The organism is Caulobacter endophyticus, assembly GCF_029543245.1.
Taxonomy (GTDB): domain Bacteria; phylum Pseudomonadota; class Alphaproteobacteria; order Caulobacterales; family Caulobacteraceae; genus Caulobacter; species Caulobacter endophyticus_A.
In genome coordinates this window covers 51,998-62,941 of sequence record NZ_JARQWV010000029.1, presented here as the reverse complement: position 1 = coordinate 62,941, position 10,944 = coordinate 51,998, and the positions used below count along the sequence as shown (strand labels likewise).

The 10,944-nt window shown below is 70.8% G+C and carries 12 protein-coding genes; 2 read left to right on the top strand and 10 right to left on the bottom strand.

Going from position 1 to position 10,944, the window contains the following annotated elements; all coding sequences use genetic code 11:
* Positions 1–242 precede the first annotated feature (242 nt).
* The 7 genes from P7A99_RS22220 to P7A99_RS22190 form a co-directional block, all read right to left on the bottom strand.
* Positions 243–1,694, bottom strand: coding sequence for an efflux transporter outer membrane subunit (locus P7A99_RS22220; protein WP_277795914.1), 1,452 nt, complete (start codon positions 1,692–1,694; stop codon positions 243–245).
* Complete coding sequence (locus tag P7A99_RS22215) at positions 1,691–2,602, bottom strand: efflux RND transporter periplasmic adaptor subunit (RefSeq protein ID WP_277795913.1); 912 nt, start codon at positions 2,600–2,602, stop codon at positions 1,691–1,693. The genes P7A99_RS22220 and P7A99_RS22215 overlap by 4 nt, the downstream gene beginning before the upstream one ends.
* A gap of 7 nt (positions 2,603–2,609) precedes the next feature.
* Positions 2,610–2,810 carry a DUF1656 domain-containing protein gene (locus P7A99_RS22210; RefSeq protein ID WP_101716169.1) on the bottom strand — a complete coding sequence of 67 codons (201 nt, stop codon included), beginning with the start codon at positions 2,808–2,810 and terminating at the stop codon, positions 2,610–2,612.
* On the bottom strand, positions 2,807–4,816 hold the full coding sequence (locus tag P7A99_RS22205; RefSeq protein WP_277795912.1) for an FUSC family protein: 2,010 nt from the start codon (positions 4,814–4,816) through the stop codon (positions 2,807–2,809). The genes P7A99_RS22210 and P7A99_RS22205 overlap by 4 nt, the downstream gene beginning before the upstream one ends.
* Before the next feature lie 8 nt (positions 4,817–4,824).
* Positions 4,825–5,193: a MarR family winged helix-turn-helix transcriptional regulator gene (locus P7A99_RS22200; RefSeq protein WP_431307700.1), complete on the bottom strand. Its 369-nt coding sequence runs from the start codon at positions 5,191–5,193 to the stop codon at positions 4,825–4,827.
* 426 nt (positions 5,194–5,619) lie between these two features.
* Positions 5,620–8,304 carry a pyruvate, phosphate dikinase gene (ppdK, locus tag P7A99_RS22195; protein WP_116568635.1) on the bottom strand — a complete coding sequence of 895 codons (2,685 nt, stop codon included), beginning with the start codon at positions 8,302–8,304 and terminating at the stop codon, positions 5,620–5,622.
* 308 nt (positions 8,305–8,612) lie between these two features.
* A complete protein-coding gene (locus tag P7A99_RS22190) occupies positions 8,613–8,909 on the bottom strand; it encodes a hypothetical protein (RefSeq protein WP_277795910.1) in 297 nt (98 codons plus the stop codon).
* Between the two features lie 31 nt (positions 8,910–8,940).
* Between P7A99_RS22190 and P7A99_RS22185 the strand changes: the two genes are divergently transcribed.
* Positions 8,941–9,507 carry an RNA polymerase sigma factor gene (locus tag P7A99_RS22185; RefSeq protein WP_277795909.1) on the top strand — a complete coding sequence of 189 codons (567 nt, stop codon included), beginning with the start codon at positions 8,941–8,943 and terminating at the stop codon, positions 9,505–9,507.
* Positions 9,504–10,091, top strand: coding sequence for a hypothetical protein (locus P7A99_RS22180; RefSeq protein WP_277795908.1), 588 nt, complete (start codon positions 9,504–9,506; stop codon positions 10,089–10,091). Before P7A99_RS22185 ends, P7A99_RS22180 begins: the two co-directional genes overlap by 4 nt.
* Positions 10,092–10,101: 10 nt before the next feature.
* Here P7A99_RS22180 and P7A99_RS22175 read toward each other — a convergent pair whose 3' ends face one another.
* From P7A99_RS22175 to P7A99_RS22165, 3 genes are read right to left on the bottom strand one after another with little or no spacing between them, the layout of a single operon-like run.
* Positions 10,102–10,284 (bottom strand): DUF3606 domain-containing protein, encoded by a 183-nt coding sequence (locus P7A99_RS22175; RefSeq protein WP_101716176.1) that lies wholly within the window; start codon positions 10,282–10,284, stop codon positions 10,102–10,104.
* Positions 10,284–10,454 (bottom strand): hypothetical protein, encoded by a 171-nt coding sequence (locus P7A99_RS22170; protein ID WP_277795907.1) that lies wholly within the window; start codon positions 10,452–10,454, stop codon positions 10,284–10,286. The genes P7A99_RS22175 and P7A99_RS22170 overlap by 1 nt, the downstream gene beginning before the upstream one ends.
* Positions 10,451–10,858, bottom strand: a complete 408-nt coding sequence (locus tag P7A99_RS22165) for a hypothetical protein (RefSeq protein ID WP_277795906.1) — start codon at positions 10,856–10,858, stop codon at positions 10,451–10,453. The genes P7A99_RS22170 and P7A99_RS22165 overlap by 4 nt, the downstream gene beginning before the upstream one ends.
* Positions 10,859–10,944: the final 86 nt, after the last annotated feature.

The window sequence follows — 10,944 nt, the reverse complement described above, 5'->3', positions numbered from 1 at the left end:
TCGCCCCCCCGCCGGCCGCCCGGCCGGGGCCCGCGGGGGGGGGGGGGGGGGGGCGCCGGCGCGGGGGCGGCGCGCCCCCCCCCCCCCGGCCGGCACGGAGCCCAGTCTCGCCCCCTCCACCGCTTCGCGGTCCCCCTCCCCCGCAAGCGGGGGAGGAGCAGCTTACCTGGCCGGCGTCTGGGAAGCTGAAACCGCGCCCCCTCCGTCGCCTTTGGCGACACCTCCCCCAGAGTGGGGAGGATCTACCGCTGCGCCTGGACCACCTTCACCGCCGGCGCGGTTTCCCAGCCGCCGCCCAGCGCCAGGAACAGGTTGACCTGGTCGGCGGCGACGGCGGCGTCGGAGGCGGCCAGGGAGGCCTCGGCGCCGGCCAGGGTGCGTTGAGCATCCAGGCCCTGAAGGTAGGGCGCGCGGCCGGCCTTGTAGAGGGTGGCGGCCTGGCGCTCGGCCTTTACGGCCTCGTCGCGGGCGGCGCGCAGGGCGGCGTTGCGGTCGAGTTCGTGAGCATAGGCGGTTAGGCTGGTCTCGGTCTCGCGCAGGGCGTTCAGCACCACGCCATCGAACCTGGCCAGGGCCCCGTCGGCGCCGGCCTCGGCTCCACGGATACGGGCGCGCTCGCCCTCGCCCGGCAGGGTCCAGGAGATCAGGCCCGACAGGCTCCAGCGATTGGCGGCGGGTTGGCCGATGTCGGCCAGCAGGCCCGTCGAGCCTGCCCCCATGCCGAAGCTGATGTTCGGGTAGAGCGCGCCCCGGGCGACGCCGATGCGGGCGGTGGCGCCGGCCAGGGTGCGTTCGGCCTGGCGAACGTCGGGACGACGCGCGAGCAGGGCCGCGCCGTCGCCGACCGGCAGGGGCTGGGCGAGTTTCGGCGGCGTCGCGCAGGCCTCGACGGCCTTGGGGAACGCCGCGGGCGGTTTGCCAGTGAGCACGGCCAGCTTGTAGAGCGCGGCCTTGCGATGGGCCTCGAAGGACGGAATGGCGGCGCGCTGCAGGTCGACCTGGGCGCGGGCGCGGGTGGCGTCCAGCGCCGTGCCGCGACCCGCCGCGATCAGGCGATTGGTGACCTCCAGGCTCTTCTGCTGGAGCTCCAGGCTGTGCTCGGCGACGTGGATCTCATGTCCGGCCGAACACGCCTCGACATAGGCCCGGGCGACGTCGGCGGCGACGCTGACGCGGGCCAGATCCAGGGCTGCCTGGCTGGCGTCGGCGTCGGCATGGGCGGCCTCGGCGGCGCGCTTGAGGCGGCCCACCAGGTCGACCTGGTAGGAGACCTTGATCCCGGCGTCGGCCAGGTTCTCGACCGGCAGCGGCTCGCTCATCAGGTACTGCTCGCCGGACTCGCGGGCGCGCATGGCCGCCCCGGAAGCGCCGACCGTGAAGCCGCCGGCGTCGTCGGCCTCGCCGGCCACGGCGCGGGCGCGGGCCAGGTTGGCGGCGGCGACGCGCAAGTCGGTGTTGGCGGTCAGAGCTTGCTCGACCAGTCCGTTGAGGGTCTCGTCGTCATAGAGCTTCCACCAGCCGTCGTGGACCGGATCCTGGCTGACGGCGGCGCTGGAAGCGCCCATGAACTGGGCCTGGGCTGCGGGTTCGTTGATCTTGGCGGCGTCGGGCCGCTTGTAGTCGGGGCCGACGGTGGTGCAGGCGGCGAGCGCCAGCAGCGAAACCGCGGCCGCCAGGGTGCGGATCGTACTCACGAGACGACCCCCTTGCCGGCGACCTTCGCCGCCCCCTGCCCCAGCACCGCGACCGTGGCCGTGCGGCCGGCGATCAGGCGCAGGTCCTTAGGGGTTTCGTCCAGGGCGACGCGGACGGGCACGCGCTGGGCCAGGCGCACCCAGCTGAAGGTGGGATTGACGTTGGGCAGCAGGCTGGCCCCGGCGGCGCGGTCGCGGTCCTCGATGCCGGCGGCGATCGACTGGATGTGGCCGTGCAGCGGCTTGTCCTCGCCCATCACCGTGACGCTGACCTTCTGGCCGACGTGCAGGCCCTTGAGCTTGGTCTCCTCGAAGTATCCCTCGACCCGGTAGGAGCGGCTGTCGATCAAGGCCAGCACCGGCTTGCCGGCCGTGACGTAGTCGCCGGTGCGCAGCGTCAGGTCCGACAGGAAGCCGTCGGTCGGCGCGACGACCAGGGTGCGCTCGAGGTTCAGGGCGGCGAGGTCGCGGGCGGCGACGGCCTGGGCCAGGGCGGCCTGGCCTTGCTCAACCTTGGCCAGGCTCTGCTCGGTGATCTCGCCGGCGACCAGATCGCCCAGCACGCGGTTGCGGGCCAGCTCGCGGCGGGCCTGGGCCAGTTGGGCCTTCTGGGCGGCGACGACGGCGTCGGCCTGGCGCAGGGCCAGGGCGTAGCGGTCGCGGTCGACATAGAACAGCGGCTGGCCGGCCTTGACCGTCTGGTCGTTGACCACCTGGACGGCGGTGACCAAGCCCGAGACGTCCGGGGCGACCTGGACGATGTCGGCGCGGACGCGGCCGTCACGGGTCCAGGGATCGACCTGGTAGTGGTCCCAGAGGCGCTTGCCCCCGACCACGGCGACGGCGACGACGGCCAGGGTGACCGCGACGCGGCCGGCTTGGGGGAGAATAGTTTTCAGCTGGGGCATGTTTTTCTTACGGACGGACAAGGGCCACGGCGGCGGCCCAGAGGATGACGAAGAGAGCGGTGTCGAAGAGCGCCGGATGCCAGACGAAGCGGTAGGCGCCGGCCCAGGACAGCACCCGTCGGAGCACGAAGGCGGCGACGAGGGCCACGACGGCCGAGACGAGGACGGACGACAGGAAAACGCCGTCGATGTTGTATTCGCCGGTCATGCGGCGGGCTCCGGATTGAAGGCGGGGGCGTCGGGGAAGAGGTTGCGGCGCAGGCCGACGAGGCCGGTGACGCCGCCGGGAACGAACGGGACCTCGCCCAGGCGGCCGAGGGCCTGGTCGACCTTGGCCAGCAGATCGGCGTGCGGCGGGGCGCGGCGACCGGCCGACAGGGCCGCATAGTGGTCGCCCACCCCGTCGAGCACGGCGTCAAGCGACGCACGGGCGGGGCCCGAGACCTCGCCGCGCGCGCTCTGGACGGTGACGAGGTTCATGCCCACCCGCAGGTCGCGCAGCACGTCGACGCCGACGAGGTCGTGGCGCGGGCCCACGGCGGCGAGCTTGGGGGTCAGAAGGCCCAGGCGGTCGACCAAGGCGGCGGCGAAGGCGGCCGGCTCGGGCGCGCGACTGGACCGGGCCAGGCGGGCCAGGTTCTTCCAGGTGCGCGACAGCAGGCGCCGGGCGCCGGCGTCGATGCTCATCGAGCGCATGGCGGCGGTGACGAAGATCGCCGCCCCCAGGCCGACGAACTGGCCGAGGTTGATGTTCAGGAAGCTGGCGAAGTCGGCGCTGAAGGTCTCCTGCAAGGCCAGGGCGTTACAGAAGCCGATCAGCGTGGCCAGCGCCGCCCCCATGGTCTTGGGGTTGGGAATAAAGAGGCCGATGAACAGCAGCGGCGGGGCCAGGGTCAGGACCAGCAGCGGATAGCCGTCGATGGCCGGCAGCACGGCGAACATGTAGAGCGCCGACAGCGGCAGCGAGACCAGGGTGAAGATCCCGAAGCTGCGGATGGCCGGCACGGGGTCGTCCATGGCCGCGAAGAAACAGCAGAACACCGCCGCCATGACCGGGGCCGAGGCGCCGTCGCCCCAGCCGGAGACGATCCAGAGGGCGCAGGACAGCAGCACGGCGATCGCGGCGGCCGCGCCGGAAAGCAGGGCCAGCGGCAGGTCGCTGTGCATGCGGCGGCTGGCGGCCTTGGCGGCTGCCGCGGCCAGATTGGGCGACAGCGGGGCGTCGGGGTTCTCCAGGCGGGCCATCAGGGCGTGACCCTCGCCCAGAGCCTGGACGGCCTCGGCCAGGCGCACCAGCAGGCTCTCGACCAGCAGGGCGTTCCAGTCGCCGCCCCGCCGCTCGGCGGCCTCGGCCTTGAGGTGGGCGATCAGATCGAGCCCCGGGCCGCGCGTGGCGCCGGCCTCGATCCAGGCGATGACGGCGTCCAGCGCCCGGCGGGCGGCGGGATCGCTGACGTCCTTCAGGGCCTGCATGCGATCGGCCAGGCCCGACAGCAGCGGGATGAGGATCAGCAGACGCTCGTGCAGGGCCCGCACCACGCCGGTGGTCTCGCGCAGGCGGGTGGTGTCGAACGGCAGGTGGGTGGCCAGCATCTGGATCTCGCTGGCGGCGGCGGCCAGGTGGCGGCGGTCCCGGGCGAAGGCCTCCTCGTCGGCGCCCTTCAGCACATCCAGCGCCCAGCGGTCGGCCTCGCCCAGCCAGGCGCCCAGGCGAGCGCGCAGGACGGTCCCGACGGGGCGCGGGAAGACGAGGCTGTGAACCAGGGTGGCGCAGACGATCCCTAAGCCGATCTCGACCACGCGCCAGACGGCCAGGTCGAAGATGGCGCCAGGCTGGCTGACGGCCGGGAAACCGATGATGGCGGCGGTGTAGCCGGCGAGCATCAGGACATAGCTGCGCGGCGTGCGGTCGAGCAGCGAGATGGTCAGGCAGGCGCCGACCCACAGGGCCAGGGCCAGGCAGAGCAGCACGGGGGCGTTGACCAGGTTGGGCACCATGGCGACGGCGGCGGCGCCGCCCAGGATGGTGCCGAGCACGCGGTACAGCGCCTTGGAGCGCACGGCCCCGGCCAGCGGCTGGCTGACGATGTAGGCCGTGGTCATGGCCCAGTACGGACGCGGCAGGCCGACGGCGAAACCGATCCAGAGGGCGAGCATGGCGGCGACGAAGCTGTTCAGCGAGAACAGCAGCGTCCACCGGTCGAACTTGGGCATCGAGCGCTTCAAGCCCCCTGCCCGTTGGCGGCGTCCAGGGCCGCCTCGAAGGCGGCGAAGGTGCGCAGGGTGGCGGCCAGGTCCTCGTCGCTGACGCCGACCAGCAGGCGCGAGCGCACGGCCTGGACGGTGTCTTCGGCGATCACGGCCAGGGCCGCACCGTCGGGCGTGAGATGCAGGGTCTTGGCGCGGCCGTCGGCGGGGTCGTCGCGACGCTCCACCAGGCCGGCGGCGCATAGCTGGTCGAGCACACGGACCAGGGACGGGCCTTCGACGCCCAGCTCCTCGGCCAGCACGCCCTGCCGCATGCCGGAGCCGGCGCGGGCGATGTGCAGCACCGGCAGGGCGCGGGCGTCGGAAAGGCCGTGCTCGGCCAGGGCGCGATTGACCTCGCGGCGGTAGATGCGCGCCAGGCGCAGCACCGCGCCGGTGAAGGTGCGTTCGCTGGGAATGCGGGACGTCATGTAACGATGCTCGAAGAACGATAGGTAGCTTGCTATCTATTTAGATAGCTTCCTATCGAAGTTCGCGCAAGCGGGCGGACAAAGAAAAACGGCCCCGCTCGTGGGAGCGGGGCCGTTCATGGTGTCGAAGGCGGGGAAGCAGCTCGATGGCGGGCGTCAATTACCGTCGCCCAAACCCAAAGCCGCCTTCCTGGGCCTTGTGCCCAGGATCCATCGGTCAGCCTGCTCAGACCTTTCCAGAACGGCAGCGGTCTGAGCGGTCGCCGGCATGGGCCCTCGCCACAAGGGCGAGGGAGGCGGGTCTTTCTGGCTCGATAACAGACCCTGAGCGGCCCTTCCCTACTTCCCGGCCAGCGCCGCTTGCGCGGCCGCCAGGCGGGCGATCGGCACGCGGTAGGGCGAGCAGGAGACGTAGTCGAGGCCGACCTTCTCGCAGAACGCGATCGAGGCCGGGTCGCCGCCGTGCTCGCCGCAGATACCGAGCTTGACGTCGGGACGCGCCGCCCTGCCCCGCTCGGCGGCGATGCGGATGAGATCGCCCACGCCGTCCTGGTCGAGGCTGACGAAGGGGTCCTTCTCGAAGATGCCCTTGTCGATATAGGCGCCCAGGAACTTGCCGGCGTCGTCGCGGCTGATGCCGAACGTCGTCTGGGTAAGGTCGTTGGTGCCGAAGCTGAAGAACTCGGCGTTGGCGGCGAGATCCCCGGCCCGCAGGGCGGCGCGCGGCAACTCGACCATGGTGCCGACGGTGTACTTCAGATCGACGCCCTGCTCGGCCAGCACCGCCTTGGCGACGCGGTCGGTCAGGTCGCGCAGGTACTTCATCTCCTCACCCTTGGCGACCAGCGGATGCATGATCTCCGGCACGGGCGCGGCCTTGCCCGACTTGGCGATCTCGCACGCCGCCTCGAGGATGGCCCGGACCTGCATCTCGTAGATCTCGGGATAGGAGACGCCCAGGCGGCAGCCGCGGTGGCCGAGCATGGGGTTGGTCTCGTGCAGCTCCTTGGCGCGACGCAGCAGCTTGGCGGCGTCCAGGCCGGTGGCCACGGCCACGGCCTGAACGTCTTCTTCCGTGTGCGGAAGGAACTCATGCAGCGGCGGGTCGAGCAGGCGGATGGTGACCGGCAGGCCTTCCATGATCGTGAACAGCTCGACGAAGTCGGCCTTCTGGAAGGGCGCGATCTTGGCCAGGGCCGTGCGGCGGCCGGCCTCGTCGTCGGCCAGGATCATCTCGCGCACCGCGGCGATGCGGGTGTCGTCGAAGAACATGTGCTCGGTGCGGCACAGGCCGATGCCTTCGGCGCCGAACTGGCGGGCGGTCTTCGCGTCGAGCGGGGTCTCGGCGTTGGCCCGCACCTTCAGGCGACGGACCTGGTCGGCCCAGCCCATCAGGGTGGCGAAGTCGCCGGTCAGCTCGGGCTCGATCATCTTCGGGGCGCCGGCCAGGATCTCGCCGGTGGAGCCGTCGATGGTGATCACCTCGCCGGCCTTGAACTCGCGGCCCTTGGCCCGGAACAGGCCTTCCTTGGCGAAGATCGACACGTCGCCGGCGCCCGAGACGCAAGGACGGCCCATGCCGCGCGCCACGACGGCCGCGTGGCTGGTCATGCCGCCGCGGGCGGTGATGATGCCGCGGGCGGCGTGCATGCCGTGGATGTCCTCGGGCGAGGTCTCTTCGCGCACCAGGATCACGGCTTCGCCGTTGGCGGCGGCCTTCTCGGCCTCGTCGCTGTCGAAGACGATCTTGCCGGTGGCCGCGCCGGGCGAGGCCGGCAAGCCGACGGTGACGACGTCGCGGTGGGCAGTGGGGTCGATAGTCGGGTGCAGCAGCTGGTCCAGCGAGGCCGGCTCGACGCGGCTGACGCCCTCTTCCTTGCTGATCACGCCCTCGGCGGCCATGTCGACGGCGATCTTCAGCGCGGCCTTGGCCGTGCGCTTGCCGTTGCGGGTCTGCAGCATGTAGAGCACGCCCTGCTCCACCGTGAACTCGATGTCCTGCATGTCGCGGTAGTGGCGTTCCAGCGTCTCGACCACGGTCTTGAACTGGCCGAACACCTCCGGCATCGCCTCTTCCATCGACGGCGCGGTGTCGCCCATCTCCTCGCGGGCGGCCTTGGTCAGCGACTGCGGCGTGCGGATGCCGGCGACGACGTCCTCGCCCTGGGCGTTGATCAGGAACTCGCCGTACAGGCGGTTGTCCCCGTTCGACGGGTTGCGGGTGAAGGCCACGCCCGTGGCCGAGGTGTCGCCCATGTTGCCGAACACCATCGACTGGATGTTCACGGCCGTGCCCCAGCTTTCGGGGATGTCGTGCATGCGGCGATAGAACTTGGCGCGGTCGTTCATCCAGCTGGCGAACACGGCGCCGACGGCGCCCCACAGCTGCTCCTGGGCGTCCTGCGGGAACGGCTTGCCCAGCTCGTTGAGCACGGCGGCCTTGTAGTCCTTGATGACCCCGGCCCAGTCGTCGGCGGTCAGGCCCGTGTCGACGTGGACGTCGAGGCGGTCCTTATGGTCGTCGAGGATCTCCTCGAACATGTGGTGCTCCAGGTCGAGCACGACGTTCGAGTACATCTGGATGAAGCGGCGGTAGCTGTCGTAGGCGAAGCGGCGGTCGCCCGACAGGACGGCCAGGCCCTCCACGGTCTCGTCGTTGAGGCCAAGGTTCAGGACGGTGTCCATCATGCCCGGCATCGAGGCCCGGGCGCCCGAGCGCACCGACACCAGCAGCGGGTTGGCCACGTCGCCGAAGCGCTTGCCGGTGATGGCCTCGATCTTGGCCAGGCCCGCGGCGACCTGCCCGGCCAGCTCGGCCGGGTACTGCTTGCCGTTGGCGTAATAGTGGACGCAGGCTTCGGTGGTGATCGTAAAGCCGGGCGGAACCGGCAGTCCCAGCGACGACATCTCGGCGAGATTGGCGCCCTTGCCTCCGAGGAGGTTCTTCATGGAAGCGTCGCCGTCGGCGCCGCCTCCCCCGAACGAGTAGACCCAAAGGGACTTCGTCAGCGTCTCTACCGGCATATTGAGTTCACCCTGCGATAAAGTGAAGAAAGGCCGCGCCCTCTATCGGGGTCGTCTCGCCTTGGAACAGCCCCGCGAAATCTGAATCTCGCAGTGCAATATCCGTGGCCTCCCTAGCATTTTGGCCAAGAACGCGTCCACATGCGCGTTGCGTTCCCGCAGATTTGCCAAGAATTCAGCAAATCATTGCCATGACAACGTTGTCCTGATCGCAGTTTGACAGCACGCGCCATTTCAAAGGCACGAAACGTCGCTCCATGGAGAACAGCTACGCTTGCTCCGGACTGGAGAAATCGTCCGCCTGTCGACTATCGCGCGAGGAAACCGGTCAGGCGCCGCCAGATCGTCTTGCGGGCTTCAAAGACGCTGACGCCCAGCAGGGCCGCCACGCTCCAGAACAGCCCCTCGGTCGCCAGGGCCGCCGAGACCGCCGCCAGCAGCCGCATGTCCCGTTCCACACCGACATAGAGCGCCAGTCCCAGGGCGATCCAGGCGGCGAAGGCGATCACGGCCAGCACCGCCACCAGGATCTTCAGCAGCCCCTTGCCGCGTCGCAAAACGCGATCGCCGGCGGGAAGGGTTTCGATTTCGGCCTTGAGAGTCACGACGAAGCTCCTGTCTTTTGTCGAGCACGCCGTGAAAGTCTCGCCGGATCGGCGAGTCTTTCGGACCAGACGCGATTTTTTCGGGAGACCGCTTCTGGGACGGGACGACGCATTCGAGGCGATCCTCGCCGAGCACGGCGCGATGCTGGGGCGCATCGCGGCGGCCTACGAGGCCGACGCCGAGCGCCGGCGCGAGTTGCGCCAGGAGATCCTGCTGGCCGTCTGGCGGGCCCTGCCCCGCCATCGCGGCGAGGCGCCCCTGCGCGCCTTCATCGCCCGGGTGGCCCACAACCGCGCGATCACCCACGTGGCGCGGGAAGCGGCCGAACCGCGCCGGCAGCCGCTGGACGAGAGCGCTCCGTCCGGCGCGCCCGATCCGCACGAAAGCTTCGAGGCCCGGCACATGCAGGAACGGCTGGCGCGCGCCGTGCGCGCCCTGCCCCTGTCGCTGCGCCAGCCGGCCCTGCTGACGCTGGAAGGCTTCAGCCCGGCCGAAATCGGTCCGATGCTGGGCCTGAACGCCAACACCGTCTCCATACGCCTGACCCGCGCCAAGGCCGCCCTGCGCGAAGCGCTCGATCCGGAGGATCGCCGATGACCACGCCGAACGGTCCCCCCAACGGTCCCGAAGACGACTGGGCCGACCTGGCGCAGACCTGGACCGCCCCTGCCGCCGGAGAGCCGGCTATCGACCCGGCCCAGATCCGCGCCCTGCGCCGCCGCGACCGGCTGGCCAGGCTGAATTTCGCCGCCGAGCTGCTGGGCGTTCCGCTCGTGCTCGGACTGGTGGCCTGGGCCGTCGTGAAGCGCGACCTGCCCTGGCCCGTCGCGATCGCCTGCGTGATCTTCACCCTGCTCGCAGGGGCGGTGACGCTGTGGTCGCGGCGAGGTGATCCTGGCCTGCTGCTCGACACGCCCCAGACCGTCGTGCGCACGGCCCTCGCCCAGGCCAGGATGGGCCTGCGCTGGGCGATCGGCGGCGCCTGGACCTGCGCGGCGGGCGCGGCGTTCCTGGCGACCCTGGGCGGACTGTCGGGGAAGTGGCGGGCCGAATGGCCGCTACTGGCCGGCGGGAGCCTGTTCCTGGCGACGTGCCTGGCGCTCTATCTCGCACACGCCCGCCGCTGCCACCGCCGGATCGCCGCGCACGAGGCGTCGCTGGCGGCGCTGGACGATCGTTAGGACCGTCCGCTCAGCGCTTCTTGCCGAGTTCGGCGGCGATGTCCTTGGTCATGCGGCCGACCTTGCGGTGGGCGGTCGTGATCTGCTCGCGGGTCACGCCCCAGCGCTTCATCCAGTACTCGACGGCCTGGCGCTCGGAGAGGTCGAGGCGATCCTTGTCGATGAAGCCACGCTTGTCCTTGAGGCCGGCCATCAGCTGTTCCACGGCTTGGTGGAGCCGGCCGCCTTCCGGGAGGCCTGCTCGCGTTGAAAACGACCGCCGCGCGGCGGCTTGGGACGGGCGGCGATCGCCGCCTGCTTGATGCGCAGCGCCCGCTGGATCGGCGTCTCGCCGGGCGGGCCGTCGTCGTTCTGGTCGCTCATACTTGGGAGCCTAGCACGGGCGGGTGGTCAGGCCGAGGCCATGCCAGGAGTCCCGCGCCGACGACTGTCGCCACGACGAACAACGCGATCGCCAGGGCGTCAGCATACGCGAAGGCGGCCTCGCGCCGGACGCCCGCCGCGTGGCCCATTTCCAGCAGCACGCCCCAGGCGCTGGTCAGGCCGAGCGCGAACCACATCGCCGCCATCAAGGCGGCCGGCAGCAGCGCCGCGATCCATCGCCGCCGCCACACCATCCGGGCCAGGGCCGGAATGCAAAGCGAGAAGGCGGCCACGGCGAGGACCGAGCTCAGCGACAGCGTCGACCATACCGCGCCGATGTAGAGGGTCGGAATCGAGGTGACGAGGCGAACCTCGACGACGCCCCAGGCCAAGACGATGACCATGGGGACCATCGCCACGGCCAAAGCTGACCGGGCCAAACGGACTGGGGCCCGTACGAGAGGAGCGACAGCGTCACTCATCAGCAGAA

What these genes read in the sequence shown, in the direction of transcription:
- P7A99_RS22180 (WP_277795908.1), top strand. Translation starts at nt 9,504, where the DNA reads ATGACCACGCCGAACGGTCCCCCCAACGGTCCCGAAGACGACTGGGCC.
- P7A99_RS22165 (WP_277795906.1), bottom strand. Translation starts at nt 10,858, where the DNA reads ATGGTCATCGTCTTGGCCTGGGGCGTCGTCGAGGTTCGCCTCGTCACC.
- P7A99_RS22215 (WP_277795913.1), bottom strand. Translation starts at nt 2,602, where the DNA reads ATGCCCCAGCTGAAAACTATTCTCCCCCAAGCCGGCCGCGTCGCGGTC.
- ppdK (WP_116568635.1), bottom strand. Translation starts at nt 8,304, where the DNA reads ATGCCGGTAGAGACGCTGACGAAGTCCCTTTGGGTCTACTCGTTCGGG.
- P7A99_RS22205 (WP_277795912.1), bottom strand. Translation starts at nt 4,816, where the DNA reads ATGCCCAAGTTCGACCGGTGGACGCTGCTGTTCTCGCTGAACAGCTTC.
- P7A99_RS22170 (WP_277795907.1), bottom strand. Translation starts at nt 10,454, where the DNA reads ATGAGCGACCAGAACGACGACGGCCCGCCCGGCGAGACGCCGATCCAG.
- P7A99_RS22175 (WP_101716176.1), bottom strand. Translation starts at nt 10,284, where the DNA reads ATGGCCGGCCTCAAGGACAAGCGTGGCTTCATCGACAAGGATCGCCTC.
- P7A99_RS22210 (WP_101716169.1), bottom strand. Translation starts at nt 2,810, where the DNA reads ATGACCGGCGAATACAACATCGACGGCGTTTTCCTGTCGTCCGTCCTC.